At 64.0% G+C, this 20,061-nt stretch carries 20 protein-coding genes; 7 read left to right on the forward strand and 13 right to left on the reverse strand.

Translation table 11 applies throughout. The features are described from left to right. Positions 1–15: 15 nt before the first annotated feature. The 3 genes from pgmG to C0V82_RS08500 form a co-directional block, all read right to left on the reverse strand. A complete protein-coding gene (gene pgmG / locus C0V82_RS08490) occupies positions 16–1,410 on the reverse strand; it encodes a phosphoglucomutase/phosphomannomutase PgmG (protein ID WP_102111963.1) in 1,395 nt (464 codons plus the stop codon). 158 nt (positions 1,411–1,568) lie between these two features. Further along, the gene (locus C0V82_RS08495; RefSeq protein WP_102111964.1) at positions 1,569–2,912 is read right to left on the reverse strand and encodes a UDP-glucose dehydrogenase family protein; all 1,344 of its coding nucleotides are present in this window, start codon (positions 2,910–2,912) and stop codon (positions 1,569–1,571) included. A gap of 93 nt (positions 2,913–3,005) precedes the next feature. Beyond that, on the reverse strand, positions 3,006–3,887 hold the full coding sequence (locus C0V82_RS08500) for a sterol desaturase family protein (protein WP_102111965.1): 882 nt from the start codon (positions 3,885–3,887) through the stop codon (positions 3,006–3,008). A gap of 107 nt (positions 3,888–3,994) precedes the next feature. On the opposite strand from C0V82_RS08500, the gene C0V82_RS08505 reads away from it, so the two are divergent. From C0V82_RS08505 to C0V82_RS08520, 4 genes are all read left to right on the forward strand, one after another. Next, positions 3,995–4,963, forward strand: a complete 969-nt coding sequence (locus C0V82_RS08505; RefSeq protein WP_102111966.1) for a patatin-like phospholipase family protein — start codon at positions 3,995–3,997, stop codon at positions 4,961–4,963. Positions 4,964–5,052: 89 nt separating this feature from the next. Continuing rightward, positions 5,053–5,961 (forward strand): AraC family transcriptional regulator, encoded by a 909-nt coding sequence (locus C0V82_RS08510; protein WP_102111967.1) that lies wholly within the window; start codon positions 5,053–5,055, stop codon positions 5,959–5,961. 9 nt (positions 5,962–5,970) lie between these two features. Continuing rightward, positions 5,971–6,303 carry a DUF1905 domain-containing protein gene (locus C0V82_RS08515; RefSeq protein ID WP_102111968.1) on the forward strand — a complete coding sequence of 111 codons (333 nt, stop codon included), beginning with the start codon at positions 5,971–5,973 and terminating at the stop codon, positions 6,301–6,303. A gap of 322 nt (positions 6,304–6,625) precedes the next feature. Beyond that, positions 6,626–7,807, forward strand: coding sequence for an aspartyl/asparaginyl beta-hydroxylase domain-containing protein (locus tag C0V82_RS08520; RefSeq protein ID WP_158659812.1), 1,182 nt, complete (start codon positions 6,626–6,628; stop codon positions 7,805–7,807). A gap of 4 nt (positions 7,808–7,811) precedes the next feature. Here C0V82_RS08520 and C0V82_RS08525 read toward each other — a convergent pair whose 3' ends face one another. Together C0V82_RS08525 and C0V82_RS08530 are read right to left on the reverse strand one after the other, a co-directional pair. After that, complete coding sequence (locus C0V82_RS08525; RefSeq protein ID WP_102111970.1) at positions 7,812–8,750, reverse strand: SAM-dependent methyltransferase; 939 nt, start codon at positions 8,748–8,750, stop codon at positions 7,812–7,814. A 22-nt stretch (positions 8,751–8,772) separates the two neighbouring features. Then, complete coding sequence (locus C0V82_RS08530) at positions 8,773–9,429, reverse strand: LuxR C-terminal-related transcriptional regulator (RefSeq protein ID WP_102111971.1); 657 nt, start codon at positions 9,427–9,429, stop codon at positions 8,773–8,775. 332 nt (positions 9,430–9,761) lie between these two features. Here C0V82_RS08530 and galU point away from each other — a divergent pair, with 332 nt between their 5' ends. Then, positions 9,762–10,631 (forward strand): UTP--glucose-1-phosphate uridylyltransferase GalU, encoded by an 870-nt coding sequence (gene galU / locus C0V82_RS08535; protein ID WP_102113327.1) that lies wholly within the window; start codon positions 9,762–9,764, stop codon positions 10,629–10,631. Between the two features lie 74 nt (positions 10,632–10,705). Here the strand turns inward: galU and C0V82_RS08540 are convergent, their stop codons facing one another. Beyond that, on the reverse strand, positions 10,706–11,368 hold the full coding sequence (locus C0V82_RS08540; protein WP_054165761.1) for an alpha/beta hydrolase: 663 nt from the start codon (positions 11,366–11,368) through the stop codon (positions 10,706–10,708). Positions 11,369–11,681: 313 nt separating this feature from the next. On the opposite strand from C0V82_RS08540, the gene C0V82_RS08545 reads away from it, so the two are divergent. Both C0V82_RS08545 and C0V82_RS08550 read left to right on the forward strand, forming a co-directional pair. Then, positions 11,682–12,794 (forward strand): cysteine desulfurase family protein, encoded by a 1,113-nt coding sequence (locus C0V82_RS08545; RefSeq protein ID WP_102111972.1) that lies wholly within the window; start codon positions 11,682–11,684, stop codon positions 12,792–12,794. 8 nt (positions 12,795–12,802) lie between these two features. Then, positions 12,803–13,360 (forward strand): hypothetical protein, encoded by a 558-nt coding sequence (locus C0V82_RS08550; RefSeq protein ID WP_102111973.1) that lies wholly within the window; start codon positions 12,803–12,805, stop codon positions 13,358–13,360. A 3-nt stretch (positions 13,361–13,363) separates the two neighbouring features. On the opposite strand, the gene C0V82_RS08555 is transcribed toward C0V82_RS08550, so the two are convergent. From C0V82_RS08555 to C0V82_RS08585, 7 genes are all read right to left on the reverse strand, one after another. Next, positions 13,364–13,549, reverse strand: coding sequence for a type II toxin-antitoxin system antitoxin (locus C0V82_RS08555; protein ID WP_054165759.1), 186 nt, complete (start codon positions 13,547–13,549; stop codon positions 13,364–13,366). A 14-nt stretch (positions 13,550–13,563) separates the two neighbouring features. Then, positions 13,564–14,445, reverse strand: a complete 882-nt coding sequence (locus C0V82_RS08560; RefSeq protein ID WP_199772386.1) for an SPFH domain-containing protein — start codon at positions 14,443–14,445, stop codon at positions 13,564–13,566. Positions 14,446–14,512: 67 nt separating this feature from the next. Continuing rightward, positions 14,513–15,472 (reverse strand): peptide ABC transporter ATP-binding protein, encoded by a 960-nt coding sequence (locus C0V82_RS08565; RefSeq protein WP_102111974.1) that lies wholly within the window; start codon positions 15,470–15,472, stop codon positions 14,513–14,515. Next, positions 15,469–16,434 carry an ABC transporter ATP-binding protein gene (locus C0V82_RS08570; RefSeq protein ID WP_102111975.1) on the reverse strand — a complete coding sequence of 322 codons (966 nt, stop codon included), beginning with the start codon at positions 16,432–16,434 and terminating at the stop codon, positions 15,469–15,471. Before C0V82_RS08570 ends, C0V82_RS08565 begins: the two co-directional genes overlap by 4 nt. A 10-nt stretch (positions 16,435–16,444) precedes the next feature. Then, positions 16,445–17,329, reverse strand: a complete 885-nt coding sequence (locus C0V82_RS08575; protein ID WP_102111976.1) for an ABC transporter permease subunit — start codon at positions 17,327–17,329, stop codon at positions 16,445–16,447. Then, positions 17,326–18,336, reverse strand: a complete 1,011-nt coding sequence (locus C0V82_RS08580; RefSeq protein ID WP_102111977.1) for an ABC transporter permease subunit — start codon at positions 18,334–18,336, stop codon at positions 17,326–17,328. Before C0V82_RS08580 ends, C0V82_RS08575 begins: the two co-directional genes overlap by 4 nt. Positions 18,337–18,346: 10 nt before the next feature. Further along, positions 18,347–19,954: an ABC transporter substrate-binding protein gene (locus C0V82_RS08585; protein ID WP_199772387.1), complete on the reverse strand. Its 1,608-nt coding sequence runs from the start codon at positions 19,952–19,954 to the stop codon at positions 18,347–18,349. Positions 19,955–20,061 lie beyond the last annotated feature (107 nt).

Genomic DNA, 20,061 nt, shown 5'->3' on the forward strand with positions numbered 1-20,061 from the left:
CCCACCACCGTCACATCAGAAATCAGCCGGGGCGGCGATGCCGCTCTTGGCCAGATTGTCCTTGATCGCGCCCTTCAGACGCTCCAGCCCTTCGGGACTGAACGCTTCGGCGCGGGCCACCAGCACGTCCTGGGTGTTGGACGCACGCAGCAGCCACCAGCCGTCGACGGTCTTCACCCGCACACCGTCAATGTCATTGACCTCGGCCCCGCCGGCGGCTTCTTCCGCCTTAACACGGGCCTTGATCTCGTCCACGGCGGCGAACTTCCGCTCCTCATTCACCTGGAAGCGCACTTCCGGGGTGTTCAGCATGTCCGGCAGCTCATCGCGCAGACCCGACAGCTGACCAAAGCGCGACACCAGACCCAACAGACGGACGCCGCAATAAAGCGCGTCGTCAAAGCCATAATATTTGTCGGCAAAGAAGATATGGCCCGACATTTCACCGGCCAGCGGGCTGTTGGTTTCGGCCATCTTGGCCTTCAACAGCGAGTGGCCTGTCTTCCACATCAGCGGCTTGCCGCCCAGCTTGGCGATCTGGTCGAACAGGCTCTGGCTGGCCTTCACATCGGCGATGATGGTGGCACCGGGATGGTTGGCCAGCACATCCTTGGAATAGATGGCCACCAGCTGGTCGCCCCAGACGATGCGGCCCTTTTCATCCACGGCACCGATACGGTCGGCGTCGCCGTCAAACGCGATGCCCAGGTCGGCCTTCGTCTCAGCAACCTTGTGGAGGATATCTTCCAGATTTTCCGGGATGGTCGGGTCGGGATGATGGTTGGGGAAGGTGCCGTCGATGTCATCGAACAGCAGCGTGTGCTTGCCCGGCAGCTTCTTCACCAGACGCCGCAGGATTTCCCCGGCGGCGCCATTGCCATTGTCCCAGACCACGTTCAGGTCGCGGGTGCCGTCATAATCGGCGACCAGACGGTCGACATAGGCGTCCTGGATGTCGATCGTCTCTTCCGATCCCTCGCCGGCCTCGAAATCGCCGGCAGCGGCGATCTTGCCGATCTCCAGGATCTGGCTACCGAAGAACGGCGCCTTGCCGATCATCATCTTGAAGCCGTTGTAATCCGGCGGATTGTGCGAACCGGTGATCATCATCCCGGCATCCAGCTTCAGATGGCGCGCCGTGAAATACAGCATGGGTGTGGGACCGAGGCCAATGCGCACCACATGCAGGCCGACAGACTTCAACCCTTCGACGGCGGCGGCTTCCAGCGACGGGGAGGACAAGCGACCATCATAGCCGATGGCCACCTTCTTGCCGCCCCCGCGCACCACCATGGTGCCGAAGCCCCGGCCAATGGCGCGGGCATCGTCGGTCGTCAGCGTCTTGCCGATGATGCCGCGGATATCGTATTCGCGCAGGACCGTGGGATGGAAATTGTGCGCCAGGGTCATGTTTCCGTCACCTGAAGTGGAGTTGGTTAAGCATTTTATGGGCGCAGCAAAGCACAACCTGCGACCGCCCGCCAGCCTGTTCAACAGCCCTTTAGGTGGGAATGTTTCAGGGCTTTGGAGGTAGTGGGCCTAGGGGCGTTACAGACCCGCCCACACCCTCAATGAACCTCGCCCTTCGCCTTCTTCACCCGCCCCGGTCGCCCGACGCAGTGATAGGCGAAGCCGGCCATCTCCGCGTCTTCGGGATTGAAGATGTTGCGCAGATCGACCAGCACCGGGGCCTTCATCGCCTTGCAGATGCGGGACAGGTTCAGCATGCGGAATTCGTTCCATTCCGTCAGGACCAGTGCACAATCCGCACCGCTCAGCGCGCCATAGGCATCGTCGGCCCATTCCACACCGGGCAGCATCTTCTCCGCCTCATGCCGGCCCGCCGGATCATAGGCGGCGACGATGGCGCCGGCTTCCGCCAAGGCCGGGATGATATCCAGCGACGGGGCGTCGCGCATGTCGTCGGTGTTCGGCTTGAAGGTGACGCCCAGCACGCCGATGCGCTTGCCCGCCACCGACCCGCCGCAGGCGGCGATGACGCGGTCCGCCATGGCCTTCTTGCGCCTGTCGTTGATATCCACGACCGTTTCGATGATGCGCAACGGGCTGCCATAATCCTGCGCCGTCTTCACCAGGGCCAGCGTGTCCTTGGGGAAGCAGGAGCCGCCATAGCCGGGGCCGGGATGCAGGAATTTCTTGCCGATGCGGTTATCCAGGCCGATGCCCTTGGCCACATCATGCACATCGGCCCCCACCTTCTCGCACAGGTCCGCCACCTCGTTGATGAAGGTGATCTTGGCGGCCAGGAAGGTGTTGGCGGCATATTTGATCAGTTCCGACGTCTCCAGGCTGGTAAAGACCATCGGCGTCTCGATCAGGAACAGCGGGCGGTACAGCGCCCGCATCACTTGGCGCGCCCGGTCGCTGTCGGTACCGATCACCACCCGGTCGGGCCGCATGAAATCCTCAATGGCCGAGCCTTCGCGCAGAAATTCCGGGTTCGACGCCACGTCGAAATCGGCTTCCGGCCTTGTCTTGCGGATGATGCGCGCCACCTCGCGGCCCGTACCGACGGGCACCGTGCTTTTGGTCACGATCACCGTGTAATCATCGGGGTCCAGGGCCGCCGCGATCTCCGCCGCTGCGGCATAGACATAGGACAGGTCGGCATGCCCGTCCCCGCGGCGCGACGGCGTGCCCACGGCGATGAACACCGCATCGGCCCCGCGTACAGCCGTCGGTAGGTCGGTGGTGAAAGACAGGCGCCCGGCCTTGGCGTTCTTCTCCACCAGCGCGTCCAGCCCCGGCTCATAGATCGGGATTTCGCCTTTCAGCAACCGGTCGATCTTGCCCTGATCCTTGTCGACGCAGATCGTTTCCACCCCGAACTCGGAAAAACAGGCACCAGAGACAAGACCGACATAGCCGGTGCCGATGACGGCAATGCGCATCGGGAATCCCCCTTGGAAAAGAACACCTTCACGCCATAGCACAAACCAGCACCGGAGGTCTTGCGCCCTTGTGACCGTTATGCGGCGTTCCTGTTACGCCACATTCTTCTTGTTGTAGAAGTCGCGCCGGGCCCAGGCCTGGAACGGATAGGCCAGTTGGCCGAGGAAACCAGCGGGCACGGCATCCTTGCAGCCGATATTCACCGGCGGCTTGCGGTCGGACGGCAGGTGGCGGGTGCCGAACACCACGTCCCACAGGATGAAATTCTCCCCATAGTTCACGTTGCCCTCAACGGGGTCACGGTTATGGTGCCAGCGGTGCAGTTCCGGCGTGGAGAAGACCCAGTTCAGCGGGCCGCAGCGCATGTCGACATTACAGTGGGTCAGGAAGCCGATATAGGTGGTGATGGCCAGCACCCAGACGATCACATCCTTGGGCGCCCCCGCGATCCCGGCGATGGTCAGCGCGAAGGCCGTCTTCCAGATGCTGTCCAGGAAATGGAATCGGCCCGTATTGACGATCCACAGTTTGGTGACGCTGTGATGGATGGCATGCCAGTGCCAGATGGCGCGGAACTCGTGGCTGGTCCGGTGCGCCCAGTAGAGGCCGAATTCACCCAAAATCATGGCCAGCAGCACCTGTGCCCACAGCGGCCAATGACCCGGCCAGAAGCCGGACGCCGCCTCCGGCCCCGCCTGGGCCAGACCCAGCATGGCAATGGAGGCCGCGATCACCTGACCCAGCCCCTTGTTCAGCACCGTATGCGCGATGTCGTTCAGCAACTGGCCGTCGCTAGCCATCCATGCCTGTTCGTAGGGCATGACCCTTTCCAGGATCAGTAACGTCACCGCCAGCCCGAAATAGGTGATGTTGAAAGCCAGGACAGGGTGCCCCACCTGCCCGCCGTACCAGTAGCCGGCGATGCAGACCGCGACCAGCAGCGGCCATAACAGATGGGCGATAACGGCGCGCATCGATCTTCCTTTGGGTAGATTACCTAGGATGTATTGCCCCCAAGCCCCCGTTCGCGCAAGGTTCCGCGCGGTCGCAGGCGATAAAGACAGCGGAAACGGACAGCAGCATGAAGATCGGTCTGGCATTGGGCAGCGGGGCGGCGCGCGGCTGGGCGCATGTGGGTGTGCTGCGCGCCCTGTCTGAATTCGGGCTGAAGCCTGACGTCATCGCGGGCACCTCCGTGGGTGCCCTGGTTGGGGCCGCCTATCTGACGGATCAATTGGAGGAACTGAAGCAGTTCGCCATGGGGTTCGGCATGCTGGATACGATCAAGCTGCTGGACCTCACCCTGTCGCGCGGCGGTCTGGTCAGCGTGGAAAAAGCGTATGAGCGCTTCCGTAACGAACATACCGATATTGCCATCGAGTCGCTGCCGATCCCCTTTGCCGCCGTCGCCACAGACCTGTCGACCGGCAAGGAGGTCTGGCTGCGCGAAGGGCATCTGCTGGATGTCGTCCGCGCGTCCGCCGCCATTCCCGGCATGTTCCCGGCGGTGCCGTATCAGAACATGTGGCTGGCCGATGGCGCGCTGGTAAACCCGGTTCCCGTCTCGCTGTGCCGGGCGCTGGGGGCGGAGGTGGTGATCGCCATCAACCTGAATGGCGACCTGTCACAGATGCCCCGCCTGTCCAAGGCACAGCTGGGCCCCGTCAATGTCTCCCTGCCCGAACACCCGATTGAAGGCACGGCCGACGCCGAAATGCCAGCCCGCCCCATCCCCAAGCCGCTGGCCAAGCTGGCTGCCAAGCTGAACGAGGTGGGGGAGAATGCGCGCCAGCAGATCCAGGCCCGCTTTGCCAAGCCGCCGCGCCCACCCGCCCCCGGCATTCTGGAGGTGATGGCCAGTTCGGTGGACATCATGCAGGACCGCATCACCCGATCGCGTCTGGCAGGCGAACCGCCCGACGTGCTGATCACGCCGCGCATTGGACATATCGGCATCCTGGAGTTTGAGCGGGCCGAGGAACTGATCCAGCTGGGCTACACCGCCGCCATCGCCATGCGCCCGGCGGTGGAACTGGCGATGGTGCGGTAGGTCCAGGCCAAAACCGCAAGATCGGTCGAGCGTGCGGGGGCGACACGGGGTAGGGTTCCGTCCATCACCTCCCCACCAAAAGGACCCACATGAAGGCGGCGCTTCGACGTCACCAGACCCGGATGCTGCGGGTGCTGGATCATATCGATCAGCATCTGGATGAAGAACTTGATCTGGAACGGCTGAGCAGCGTCGCCGCCTACTCGAAATTCCATTTCCACCGGCTGTTCACGGCCAGTTTCGGGCTGTCCCTGCACCGCTATGTGCAATTGGCCCGCCTGAAACGCGCCTCCTACCGGCTGGCCTATCGCGATGGCGACAGCGTGACGGAGATCGCGCTGGATGCGGGGTATGAGGCACCGGACGCGTTCGCCCGCGCCTTCCGGCAACGGCTCAGGCAATCCCCCTCCGAATTCCGAAAATCACCCGACTGGCAGCCCTGGATGGATGCCTTCGACCCGCTTGACCATGCACGGAGCCTTCTGATGCAACAGCGTTTCACACCCGCCGATGTCACCATCCGCGACGTGGCCCCGACACCCGTCGCCATTATGGAACATCATGGCGATCCGGCCACCCTGCCCGCCACCATCCAGCGCTTCATCGCCTGGCGTAAATCCGTGGGCCTGCATCCCGGCAACAGTCAGACCTTCAATGTCTGGTTTTCTGAACGCCGGCCCGACAATCCCGCCGATTATCGCATGCATCTGTGTGCCGGCACCGACCTGCCCATCGCGCCCGACGACCCGGAGGTGAAGCCGGGCATCATCCCCGGCGGTCGCTGCGCCGTGCTGCGGGTGGTCGGCCATACCCATAATCTGGAACCCGCCGCCCTGTTCCTGTATCGCGACTGGCTGCCCGCCAGCGGGGAGGAACCGGGCGACTTCCCGCTTTACTGCCAGCGCCTGCGGTTCTTCCCGGAAGTGCCGGAACATGAGACGGTGGCGGAGCTGTTCCTGCCACTGCGCCCCCTGTCACCACTGCCGCCTTTGCCCTAAACTGCTGGCATGCCTTCCGACATCCCGCCACTCGCCCACATCCGCTTCACCGGCACCATCATTGAATGGCGGGGGCCGTCGCCGTTCTTCTTCATCGCGCTGCCCTCCGATCTGGTGGAGACGGTACGACGGGCGGCGCGGCTGGCCAGCTATGGCTGGGGTGTTGTGCCGGTGCAGGCATCGGTGAACGACACCGCCTTCACAACATCGCTGTTCCCAAAGGATGGCGGCTATCTGCTGCCCCTGAAGCTGGTGGTGCGAAAGAATGCCGGGGTTGTTCTGGGCGATACGGTGACAGTCGACATACAGGTGGCGGCCAGGGATGGGACGGAGGATTGGTAGCGGGAGCAATGCAGCCGATTGCAGACATTATTCCTATTTCATGACATACTGCCCTGCATAATCGGCGCCTTGTCGTTCTACGAACCGGACGTCGCGAAACCGGGCCATGTTTTCGGTTTCACGGCGTTGCACGCCCTTATCAGACTGGTCGCGACCATCAGCGCCCATGAAACACCCCCTGATTTTTCGTTTCATGCTGTTGCACGAACGAGATTGGTTCGGAGGCCCCCCAACCTTCGCTCCGAATGACGGCACCAAACAGGGTTGACGCCGGCTTAACCAATCCCGTCCAATGGAGGCCGCCCGCAGCCAGGAAGCCACCATGTTCACCCGTCCCGCCGATCCCACTCCCCATGCCCGCGCCGGTGCCGAGGCGTTGAAGCGGGGGGATTTCGCGGGCGCCAAGGCGGGGTTCGGGCAGGCGGTGGCGATGGGGGCGAACGATCTGGGCATCTGGCTGGGTCTGGCCTATGGCTGCCGGGGTGTGGGCGATGCGTCGGGCATGGTGGCGGCCCTGGACAAGGTGCTGGCGCTGGACCCGCGCAATGTGCGGGCGCTGATCCTGAAGGGCGACCATTTCGGGGGCCAGGGCGACCACAAGGCTGCCACCTCCTTCTACAACAACGCTTTGCGCGCGGCCCCGCCGGCGGCACAGCTGCCGCCCGATCTGGTGGCGGAGCTGCGGCGGGTACAGGCGGCGACGCAGGATTATGCCCGCCGGTTTGAGGCCCATCTCCTGTCCAGTCTGGAACAGGCCGGGTTCGGGGCGGACATGGGCGGCGGACGGTTTGGCCGTTCGCTGGATATCCTGTTCGGGCGGCGGCAGGTCTATTATCAGCAGCCCCAGGCCTACCTGTTCCCGGAGCTGCCACAGGTGCAGTTCTACGACCGCGCCGCGTTCCCCTGGCTGGAACGGCTGGAGGCGCAAACCGACGCCATCCGCCAGGAACTGCTGGCGGTGATGCAGGGGCCGGAAGCCTTCCAGCCCTATCTGGAAGCCAGCGCCAACCGGGCGCAGGTGGACCGGTCGGGCCTACGCGGCAATCCGGACTGGAGCGCCTTTTATTTGTGGAAGAATGGCGTACCGCAGACGGAAAACATCGCCCGCTGCCCCGCGACGGCGGCGGCAATGGACGGCATTCCGCTGACCGGTATCCGGGGCCGGGCGCCGTCGGTGCTGTTCTCTCTGCTGAAGCCGGGCACGCATATCCCGGCCCATACGGGCTTTGTGAATACCCGCCTGATCTGCCACCTGCCCCTGATCGTGCCGGGCCAATGCCGGTTCCGGGTGGGCAATGAGACGCGGGAATGGCAGGAGGGGCAGGCCTGGGTCTTCGACGATACGGTCGAACACGAGGCCTGGAACGATAGCGGCGAGACGCGCGTCGTCCTGCTGTTCGATGTCTGGCGACCGGAGTTGACGCAGGCCGAGCGGGAGATGGTGGCGGCCATGCTGACCGCCATTGATGAGTATGGTGCAGGGTCGGGGGAATGGGGGGCGTAAGGCCCTACGCCCCCAGCTTGATCCAGGTCAGCTCATGCTTGTTCTGGCAGAGATGGACCAGTTGGCTGCCTGGAATGGCGGCAAAGGCGCGGGCCGTCTCATGATCCGTCTCCCCCTGGAATTTCAGGGTGCAGATATAGTTGCGGACCAGACCCGATTCGAGCCAGCCCTGGATCATGCGGTAAAGCCGTGACGGATAGCAGATGACATCGCAGACCAGCCAATCGATGGGGCCGATATCGGCAGGCTTCAGCCCAAAAGCGCTTTCGCGCCGCTCCGAAACGCCCGGCAAGGCGGCGACGCGAGGGTCCAACGGTGCCTTGTCGACCGCGATGACATGAGCCCCACAGCTCTGCACCACCCAGGTCCAGCCGCCGGGGCAGGCGCCCAGGTCGATACATTGTTCGCCGGGCTGGGGCGTACGACCGATACGGGTGAAGGCTTCCCACAGTTTCAGATAGGCTCGGCTGGGCGGGTTGACCTTGTCCTCGATCAGCTCAATCTCACCATTGCGGTAAGGGCTGGAACAATGCGCTGCCGCCAGGATGGTATTCTCGTTCAGCAGCGTCCACGACCCCAGCGGCGCTGTCGGCGGGGGCGTGAAGAAGCTGACCGGCTTGGCCGAGACGTGGGGCAGGTTATCCTGGATCAACTGTGCGCGGCGGTGATGCTGAAACCCGTACAGCGCCCAGTTGCGCTGGATGGCGCGCAGGGCCTTGGCCCCCTGCTTGATCGACTGGATGGGGATCAGGACGGGATCGTACCAGATATTCTGGGCCCAGGCCGCGGGACGCGGCGGGCCGTCGGCAATGACCAGCCGCCCATGGACCGACCGCACATCGCCCAGTTCCACCAGCAAATGGTCGAGAAATTCCTCAGCCGCCAGATAGGCGGTGGCCCCGAGCGGCGTTGCCGTCGGGGCCGTCACATCATCATGGGTCATGGATCAGAACGCGCCGGTCGTATCAGGTGGGAATGTCACCGGACGCGATAACAGCCTGCGTGCGATTACGCACGCCCAGGCTGCGCATGACGGCTGTGACATGGATCTTCACGGTGCCTTCGGACAGGCCCAGCTCATAGGCAATCTGCTTGTTCGACTTGCCTTCGCGCAGGCAGCGCAGCACGTCGCGCTGCCGCTGCGTCAGGGCCGGCGCACCGGGGGCACCCGCCGCCGCACCACCGCCGCCCGGCGCCGCAGAACCGCCGCCCACACCCGGCCCATCGCCCAGGATGGCCGCCGGCGGCACATAGATGCCACCAGAGAAGATGAGGTTCAGGGCCGACAGCATGATCTTCACAGAAGAAGATTTCGGGATATAGCCCGAAGCCCCGGCATCCAGTGCGGCGCGCACATCGGCCTGCGCCTCTGATGCCGATACGATGACAACAGGCGTCCCGGCCTGCGCCTCGCAGATCTCCTGCACGCCGGAGAAGCCGGGGAAGCCCGGCATCTGCAAATCCAGGAGGACCAGATCGAAATCCTGCCCGTCGCGGGCCAGGGACAGAACATCGTCGAAGGTCCCGGCCTCCACAAAGCTGGCCTGATCATCCAATTGGGTCAGCAGGCGGCACAAACCTTCACGGAACAGAAGATGGTCGTCACCAATCAGGATTTTCATAAGTCGATCCCAGCCCGATTATCACACCCATCCACCCGCGCCGCCCCACGCGGGTCAAGATGACGGGCCTGTATCCCGCCATCTTACGGACAGCATCGCACCCTTAATAAATCAAAATCTTGGGGTTGTCTGTGACAACCATCGCTTTTGCCCGCATCGATGGCACAAAAGCGGCGCTGGAAGGTTATCGATATCGTCGTCCCCCTTCCTGTCCGCTGCTGTGCGGCCATGTTGCGGGAAGGGGGGTGGACGTGCCACAAAAGACAAAGGCACCGTCGGCATCGTGACCGGCGGGGTTAGAGACGATCATGGCTGTCAATACAGGGTTCAAGATGCCGCAAAAAGTGCGCAAGGCCGTGTTTCCGGTCGCAGGTCTGGGTACCCGCTTCCTGCCGGCTACCAAGGCCATACCCAAGGAAATGCTGCCGCTGGCCGACCGGCCGCTGATCCAGCATGCCGTGGACGAGGCCAAGGCCGCGGGCATCGACCAGTTCTGCTTCGTCACCAGCCGCGGCAAGAGCCCGCTGGAAGACCATTTCGATCTGAATTACGAGCTGAACGAGACGCTGCGCCGCCGTGGCAAGAACGATCTTCTGAAGATCGTCGAGGATATCCAGATCGAATCGGGCTACCTCTCCTATGTGCGTCAGGCGCAGCCCCTGGGCCTGGGCCATGCCGTCTGGTGTGCGCGCGAATTCGTCGGCAATGAGCCGTTCGCGGTGCTGCTGCCCGACGAACAGGTGCTGGGAGAAAAGCCCTGTCTGGCGCAGATGATGGAGGCCTATGAACAGGTCGGCGGCAACCTGCTGTCGGTGTTCGAAGTGCCGCGCGAACAGACCAACAAGTACGGCATCCTCGACATCGCATCGGAGGATGGCAAGCTGGTGTCGGTCAAGGGGCTGGTGGAAAAGCCGGATCCGGCGGTGGCACCCAGCAATCTCTCGATCCAGGGTCGCTATATCCTGCAGCCCGAAGTGTTCAAGCACCTGTCGGTGTTCGAAAAGGGTGCAGGCGGCGAGATCCAGTTGACCGACGCCATGGCCAAGCTGATCGGCAACCAGCCCTTCCACGGCTTCAAGTTCGAAGGCCAGCGCTTCGATTGCGGCGACAAGCTGGGCTTCGTGCTGGCCAATGTCGCCTATGCCCTGAACCGCCCCGACATGTCGGACAAGGTTCGGGCCGCGCTGAAGGACATGCTGTAAGCCGCACGCGGTTTCAGCCGGAAATGAAAAAGGGGCGGTCGCAGGACCGCCCCTTTTTGCTGCGCAAAGTACCATTAAGCTGCGTTAGGCCCCATTGGCTTGGTCAGAGCCACATCCAGGTAATCATCGACGAGACGGCCCAACTCCTCCGACTTCTCATTGAAGAAGTGGTTGGCGCCTTCGACGCGGCGGTAATCGATCTTGATGTCCTTTTGCGAGGACAGCTTGTTCACCAGACGGGTCACCGACGCCTCTGGCACGATCTCGTCGCGGTCGCCATGCACGATCAGGCCGGAGGCAGGGCACGGAGCCAGGAAGGAGAAATCGAACATGTTGGCCGGCGGTGCCACCGACAGGAACCCGTCCAGTTCCGGGCGGCGCATCAGCAGCTGCATGCCGATCCAGGCACCAAAGCTGAACCCGCCGATCCAGCAGGCAGAGGCGTTGGGGTTATAGGTCTGCAGCCAGTCCAGCGCCGACGCGGCATCCGACAGTTCCCCCTCCCCCCGGTCATAGGTGCCCTGGCTGCGGCCCACGCCCCGGAAGTTGAAGCGCAGGGCAGAGAAGCCGCGCTTCGTGAAGGCATGGAACATCGTGTAGACGATGCGGTTATTCATCGTCCCCCCATGCTGCGGATGCGGGTGCAGCAGCAGGGCGATCGGCGCGTTGGGCACCTTGCTGTGGGAGTAGCGACCTTCCAGACGGCCGGCAGGGCCGTTCATGATCACGTCAGGCATCGATTCACCGGTCCCGGTCAGACATGCAAGGGGCGAGCGTCAACAGGCGGGTAGCAGGGACTGTCGAACGACCCAAGACCGGGCGGCCTTGGTAGAGGGGCGATTCTTGACCGTCCATCCCTGTCATTCTATAGGACTGCCTCAGGCGGTTGTGGGCCGTCGAACCGTGCCCGGAACGGACACGCCCCGCCGTCCACGGGACTGTTCCATCGCATTGACCGCGATGGTATGAGGCGGGACTATACCACAGCGCCTATATTCGTGTTCAAGCCTCTTCGCAGGGGAATTCAAGCCTTTGGCGGAAAAGCAGCCCATGCGGTCTCCCCTTTACCTTGACTGGAACGCCACCGCGCCCCTGCGCACACCTGCGCGGGCTGCGATGATCGCCGCCCTGGACCTGATCGGAAACCCGTCCTCCATCCACGGGTTCGGGCGAAAGGCCCGCCGGATGATCGAGGATGCGCGCGATCAGGTCGCCGCGCTAGCGGGTGTTCCGGCAGCCTGGATCACCTTTACCGGCGGCGGCACGGAGGCCAATAATCAGGCCCTGGCGCTGGCCGCCCGCCATGGCCGCCGCTTGCTTCTGGGCGCCACGGAACATCCATCGGTGCTGGAATGCGCCGGCCCGGACAGCGCCGTTGTTCCCGTACAAGCCAACGGCCTCATCGATCTCGACGCGCTGGAAGGGCTGCTGCGCGCAGGTCCGGCGCTGGTCAGTGTGCAGGCGGTCAACAGCGAGACGGGGATCATCCAGCCGCTGGCCGACATCGCCGCCATGGTCCACCGCCACGGCGGCTGGCTGCACAGCGATGCGGTGCAGGCCGTTGGCCGCATCCCATTCAATGTCGCGGCACTGGGCCTCGACCTTGTCACCCTGTCGGCACACAAAATTGGCGGACCACAGGGGGTGGGGGCGCTGCTGACGGTACCGTCGATCCCGCTCTCCCCCCTGCTGCGCGGCGGTGGACAGGAGCGGCGCATGCGGGCCGGGACGGAGAATGTTGCCGGCATCGCCGGATTCGGTGCGGCGGCTGAGGCGGCCCGCGACGGGCTTGCGGACTACCGTGCCGTCGCCGCACTGCGTGACCGGTTGGAACAGGCGGTGATCAACGCCGCCCCCTGGGTACGCGTGATCGGGGCCGGCACCGCGCGCGTGGCCAATACCAGCTGTCTGGCCCTGCCCGGCCAGCCGGCCAACAGCCAGTTGATGGCCTTCGATCTGGCCGGCATCGCCGTCAGCGCCGGATCGGCCTGTTCGTCGGGCAAGGCCAAGACCTCCCCCGTCCTGGCCGCCATGGGATTTGATGACGCCATTGCCGGATCGGCCATCCGGGTCAGTCTGGGATGGGACACGAGGCCAGACGATATCGACCGGTTCCTTGCCTGCTACCTGCCCCTTGCCGCCCGCACCCGGCCCGCCGCCTGAAGGACCAGATGTTGGAAGCCACCCTGCCCTGCTGGCACTGCGCCGGCGACGTTTCCCCCCGCGCCCTGTTCTGCCATGGCTGCGGCTCGATCCAGCCACCGGGGGATGTTGATCCCTTCACCCGGCTGGGCGTGGCAGCCAGTTTTGAACTGGATGTCGCCTCCATCGAACGGCAACTGGCCGGTTTCGTGCGGATTCTGGCCCCGGCACGCTTTCAGGAGAAAGGCGAGCGTGCCCAGGAACTGGCATCGGCGCAGCGGGTCGCACGGGAAAAGGCGGCAGCCATTCTGCGCGATCCGGCGGCACGCGCCCGCGCCCTGCTGGAGCTTGCCGACGCCGCCCCCACCCGGCCCCCTACCGGCGGCCAATGGGAAATCGCCATCGCCGCTGCGCCGGACGCGAACAGCCGGGCACGAACCCTGGCGGCGGTGAAGGATGAGATGGCAGCAGAACTGCGCCTGCTTCTGGACGCGTTCCGCCTGGGTGATCTGGCGCTGGCCGCCACACGCCTGACGCGGGTGGAGGCCATGGCCCTGGCGGTGGAAGCCGCGCGGCGGCTGGGGTAACCCCTACTCCTTCTCCTCCACCGCCGGCGTCGGGACCGGCGGTCGCAGCCGACCGGCCTGACGCAACTGGGCCCGCAGCACATACTCGATCTGGGCGTTCAGGCTGCGCAGATCATCATCGGCCCAGCGCTGCATGGCCTCCAGCACGTCTGCGCCGATGCGCAGCGGATATGCCTTCTTCTCCGCCAAGACCTGTCCTCTATTCAGTACAGCGTGCCCGCGTTCACCACGGGCTGTGTCGCCCGGTCGCCGCACAGCACGACCAGCAGGTTCGACACCATGTGCGCCTTGCGCTCATCGTCCAGATGCACCACGGAGCGGGCGGCCAGCTGATCCAGCGCCATTTCCACCATGCCCACGGCCCCTTCCACGATCTTGGAACGGGCGGCGACGATGGCACTGGCCTGTTGCCGCTGCAACATGGCGCTGGCGATTTCCGGCGCATAGGCGAGGTGACTGATCCGCGCCTCCACAACCTTGATACCGGCTTGGGCCAACCTTTCCTGGATGGCGCGCTGCAGATGGTCGGACACTTCCTCACCATTGCCGCGCAGCGACAGGACCCCACCACCATGATCATCATAAGGGTAAGAGGTGGCGATCAGGCGCAGGGCCGATTCGGCCTGGATCGAGACATAGCCCTTGTAATCCTCGACATTGAACAGGGCCTCTGCGGTGTCCGTCACCTGCCAGACGACGATGGCCCCGATCTCGATGGGGCTGCCATCGGCGTCATTCACCTTCAAGGTGCCCGTCTCGAAATTGCGCACACGCAGGGAAACGCGGTGCTTGGCGAAGAACGGGTTGACCCAGCGCAGTCCAGGCGTACCGACAGTTCCCCGGTAATCACCAAACAGGGTCAGGGCGACGGCCTGGTTCGGCTGCACAATGAACAGCCCGCACATCAGGATGATGCCGGCCACTATCGGCAGCAGCCAGAACAGCGACACAGGCCCGGTTCCGCTCCTGAACCCGATGATCATCATTACCGGCGAGGCCAGAACCAATGCCAGACTGAACAGCAGCATGCCCAGGCCGGACGACACCGTGATGGGACGATCCCCAACCTGTTGGTTCTCCTGCATTCCACCCTCCCAGCGTCAAAGTGATATAATTTTGATATCACAATGAGACGGGTCTGTCAGGATGGATTCAGGCCACCAGATGACAGGCCACCATCCGCCGGTCGGCGTGGCGCGGTTCCGGCGTCTCCTGTGCGCAGCGGGGCTGGGCCAGGGGGCAGCGTTTATGGAAGGCGCAGCCGGAGGGCGGGTCCATGGGGCTGGGCAACTCCCCCGACAGGGGCGGCACATCGGGGGTAACGCCACGATGGACACGCGGCATGGCGGCCAGAAGGGCGCGCGTATAGGGATGGCGCGGATCAGAGAAGATCGCGTCCTTCGGCCCCTGTTCCACAGGCCGGCCCAGATACATCACCATCACCTCATCCGCGATATGGCGGACGACCGACAGATCATGGCTGATGAAGACATAGGCGAGGCCGAATTCGTCCTGCAAATCCATCATCAGGTTCAGAACCTGCGCCTGGATGGAGATATCCAGCGCCGATACCGGCTCATCGGCCACCACCACACGCGGGTCCAGCATCAAGGCGCGGGCGATGGCGATGCGCTGCCGCTGCCCGCCGCTGAACATATGCGGATAGCGGTCGGCTTGGTCGGGACGCAGGCCCACCTTTTCCATCATGGCGATGGCGCGGTCACGCCGCTCAGCTTTGGCCATGTCGGTGTTGATCAGCAGCGGTTCGGCCAGGATATCCGCCACCTTCTGCCGTGGGTTCAGGGAGCCATAGGGGTTCTGGAACACCATCTGCACAGCCCGGCGCAGGGCTTTTTCATCGGCCTTCGGGGCGTGGGTGATGTCGCGCCCGTCGAAATGGATGCTGCCCTCGGTCGGCGCTTCGATCCTGGTCAGCAGGCGGGCGAGTGTGGATTTGCCACAGCCGCTTTCGCCCACGATTGCCAGGGTCTTGCCGGCAGTGACCGTGAAGCTGGCGCCGTCCACCGCCTTCACGGTGGCCGGCGCGCGGAACAGGCCGCGTTTGACGCGGTAATGGCGCTTCAGGTCGCGGGCTTCAAGAATGACGGTCATGCTGCATTTCCTTCCACCCGCACGCAGCGCGTCCAGCCATCGCCATCGGTTAACAAGGGCGGACGTGTGCCGCAGCGTTCATCGGCAAGGGTGCAACGCGGTTGGAACAGGCAGCCCGTGGGCCGGTCGCCGATGCCCGGCACCGTGCCGGCAATGGTGGGCAAGCGCCGCCGCCCCACGGCCCGTTCGGGTAGCGCATCCAGCAATGCCGCCGTGTAGGGGTGGTGCGGGTTGGTGAACAGGCTGTCGGCGGGGCGGTTTTCCACCACCTGGCCCGCATACATCACCTGGACCCGGTGGGCGCTCTCGGCCACCACGCCCATGTCATGGGTGATCAGGATCATGGCCATGCCGCGTTCCCGTTGCAGGTCGCGCAGCAGGTCCAGTATCTGGCGCTGAATAGTGACATCCAGGGCCGTGGTGGGTTCATCGGCAATCAGCAGGCGCGGGTTGCAGGCGATCGCCATGGCGATCATCACCCGCTGGCTCATCCCGCCCGATAATTGATGTGGAAAGGCCGACAGGCGTGTTTCCGGGGCGGGGATGCCCACCTGTTCCAGCAGCGCGATGCAGCGGTGGCGCAGCGCCTTGCCCGATAGGCCCTCATGCTGGGCCAGCGTCTCCCCGATCTGAAACCCGACCGTGAAGCAGGGGTTCAGGCTGCTCATCGGTTCCTGAAAGATCATGGCCACCTGCCCACCATTCAGGCGGCGGCGGGCCTTGAGCGACAGGGTCAGCAGGTCCTGGCCGTCGAACTGCATCCGGCCGGCGGTGACACTGGCATTGTCGGCCAGCAGGCCCAGGACGGCCAGGGAGGTGACGGATTTGCCCGACCCGCTTTCGCCCACGATGCCCAGAACCTCGCCAGCCTCCACCGACAGGTCGATGCCATCCACGGCGCGAAACGGGCCGCGCGCTGTGGCGAATGTGACGGACAGGTCCTTGATGTCCAGAAGCGGCATATCCGTCCCCTCAGCGCTTCAGCTTCGGGTCCAGCGCATCGCGCAACCCGTCGCCCATCAGGTTGAAGGCCAGAACCGTGATCAGGATCGCCAGCCCCGGAAAGGTCACCACCCACCAAGCCCGCTGTAGGAATTGCAGCGATGATGACAGCATCGTCCCCCATTCCGGCGTCGGCGGCTGTGCGCCCAGCCCCAGGAAACCCAGCGCCGCCGCATCCAGGATGGCCGTGGAGAAACCCAGGGTGGCCTGCACGATCAGCGGGGCGGCACAGTTGGGCAGGATGGTGACCAGCATCAGGCGCGTGTCACTGGCACCTGCCAGCCGCGCCGCCGTCACATATTCCCGCCCGCGCTCGGCCATAACGGACGCGCGGGTCAGGCGGGCATAGTGCGGGACGATCACCACCGATACGGCGATGGCCGCATTCACCAGTCCCGGCCCCAGGATGGCGGCCACGACAATGGCCAGCAGCAGGGACGGCAGGGCCAGCAATATGTCCATGAAACGCGCGATCAGCGTGTCCGATGCCCCGCCATAGAACCCGGCCAGCAGTCCCAGCGCCACACCGACCGCCAGCGACAGAGTGACCACCAGCAGCCCGATGAACAGCGACAGCCGCGCCCCATGGATCAGGCGGGACAACATATCGCGCCCGATATCATCAGTGCCCAGCGGGAAGGCCCAGCTGCCCCCCTCGATCCAGGCGGGTGGCAGCAGAACAAAGTCACGGAACTGTTCGGCCGGATCATAGGGGGCGACAAAATCGGCGAAGATGGCCACAAAGCTGAGCGCCAGCACGATGACCAACCCCAGCACCGCCCCCCGGTTGCGGCGGAAATGGCCCCAGAGTTCCGTCCATGGACCAGGGGGCGCTTTCAAGACGATATCGGTCATTTCGCGTGCCGGATGCGGGGGTTGAGCAGGCCGTAGAGGAGATCGACCGCCAGATTGACCAGCATGACCACGCAGGCCACCAGCAGCACCCCGCCCTGCAGGGCCGGGTAATCGCGGCGGTTGATGCTCTCGATCAGCCATTTGCCGATGCCGGGCCAGGCGAAGATGGTTTCCGTCAGGATGGCGCCCGCCAGCAAGGTGCCCACCTGTAGCCCGATGACGGTGACGACCGGGATCATGGCGTTGCGCAGGGCATGCAGCCCCACAATGCGGAACAGGCCCAGCCCCTTGGCGCGTGCCGTGCGGATATAATCCTCGCCCAGCACCTCCAGCATCGACGACCGCGTCATGCGGGCGATGACGGCCAGCGGGATGGTGCCCAGCACGATGGAGGGCAGGACCAGATGGTGCAGGGCGTCCAGAAACGCTCCCTCCTCCTCCGACATCCAGGCATCGATCAGCAGGAACCCCGTCACCGGCTCCACATAATATGCCGCCGACAGCCGCCCGCTGACCGGCGTCCAGCCCAGGATGACGGAGAACAGCAGGATCAGCAGCAGCCCCCACCAGAAGATGGGCATGGAATATCCCGTCAGGCTGGCCGCCATCACCCCATGATCCAGCGGCCCACCCCGCTTTACCGCCGCCAGCACCCCCGCCGGCAAGCCGATGATCAGGGCGAACAGGATGGCGCAGAGCGACAGTTCGATGGTGGCGGGGAACAGCTCGGCAAATTCATGCAGCACCGGCGTCTGGGTAATCAGCGACTTGCCCAGATCCCCCGTCAGGACCCCGCCCAGATAGTCTGCATATTGTTCCAACAGCGGCTTGTTCAGGCCCAACTGTGCCCGCATCTCCTCCAGCCGTGCCGGATCGATGCCGCGTTCACCCAGCCGCACCTCAATCGGGTCGCCGGGCACCAGCCGGATCAGAAAAAAGGCCAGCAGCGTCACGCCCAAGAAGGTGGGGATCAGCAGGGCGATGCGGGTGGCGATGAATTTCAGCATGGGGCGCCCCTCACTCCGCCAGATCAACCCCATCGAACTGATGGCGGTTGAAGGGGCTCTGCTTGTAGCCGATGACCTTCTTCGACACCGGCTCGAACACCACAGAATGGGCGATGGTGACCCAGGGCGCCTCTTCCTTGAAGATGCGCTGTGCCTGTTCGTAGAGTTTGGCGCGGGCCGCCTGATCGGGCACCTGCTTGGCCTTCAAGACAAGGTCCTCGTAAGGCTGATGGCACCATTTGGCGATGTTGCTGCCGCTGGTTTTGGCCGCCGCACAGCCCAGCAAATTGTACATGAAATTGTCGGGGTCGCCATTGTCGCCGGTCCAGCCATAGAGCGCCATCTGATGGTCGCCATCCTGGATGCGCTTGCGATACTCGCCCCATTCAAAGCTGACGATCTTCACTTTCACGCCAATCTTGGCCAGATCGGCCTGGATGATCTCTGCCATTCGCCTGGCATTGGGGTTGTAGGGGCGCTGGACGGGCATGGCGTAAAGGTCGGTTTCAAACCCGTTGGGGTATCCCGCCTCCGCCAGCAGGGCCTTGGCCTTTGCGGGGTCGTAGGGATAGTCTTTGTTATCGGCCAGATAGCCGAAGACGCCTGGCGGAATGGGGTTTTTGGCGGGCCTGCCGCTGCCCTGAAACACCTGATCCAGGATGGCCTTGCGGTCCACGGCCATGTTGATGGCCTGTCTTACGCGCTTGTCATCAAACGGCTTCTTCAATGTCTGGAAAGCCAGATAGCCAACATTTAGCCCTTCCATCTCCATCAGGGTCAGGTTTGGGTCCTTGGATATCGCCGGCAGGTCGGGCGGGTTGGGATAGGGGATTAGGTGGCATTCCCCGGCCTTCAGCTTGGCATAGCGCACGGCGGCGTCGGGCGTGATGGCGAAAACCAGATTGTCGAGCGGGGTCTTGCCGCCCCAATGCTCGTCGAACCGCCGATACCGGACCTGCGCATCTTTCTGATAGACCACGAAGCGGAAGGGGCCGGTGCCGACCGGGTCCTGGTCATAGCGTTCGGGCGCGCCCTTCTTCATCAGGAAGTCTGCATACTCGGCGGAGGTGATGTTGGCGAAATCCATGGCCAGGTCGGCCAGGAATGGCGCTTCGGGCTTAGTCAAAGCCACGCGAACGGTGTAATCGTCCAACTTCTCCACTGCCTTCAGCAGGTCACCCAGCCCCATGCTTTTGAAGAAGGCGTAACCACCGCCGGAGATGGAATGGTAGGGGTGGTCGGCCTTCCATTGCCGGTTCAGGCTGAACAGCACGTCATCAGCGTTGAAATCGCGCGTCGGCTTGTAATCCTTGAAGGATTGCCATTTCACGCCCCGGCGCAGATGGAAGGTGTAGGTCAGCCCGTCGGGCGAGATGTCCCAGCGTTCGGCCAGGGCCGGCACGATGTTGGTCGTGCCGCGCTCAAATTTCACCAATCCATCATAGATGGGCCGTGTGGCATCAAAGGTGGTGCCGGACGTGTTGAGCGCTGCATTGAAATTCTCCGGACTGCCCTCGGCACAATAAACCAGCGTTTTGGGCGCCGCCCAGGCCGGTCCAGCCAAACCTACCACCAAGGCACTCGCCATCATGGCGTAACGCCACGTTCCACGACCCATGCTGAACCCCGTCCGCCATATTCTTGTCGGGCGTCGTCAGGGTATGTCCGCCCTGCGCGCCATGCATTGCGGTGCAGTAGAACAGGGGCCGCCGGGGGCGTCAATCA

This window comes from Niveispirillum cyanobacteriorum, from assembly GCF_002868735.1.
Taxonomy (GTDB): Bacteria; Pseudomonadota; Alphaproteobacteria; order Azospirillales; family Azospirillaceae; genus Niveispirillum; species Niveispirillum cyanobacteriorum.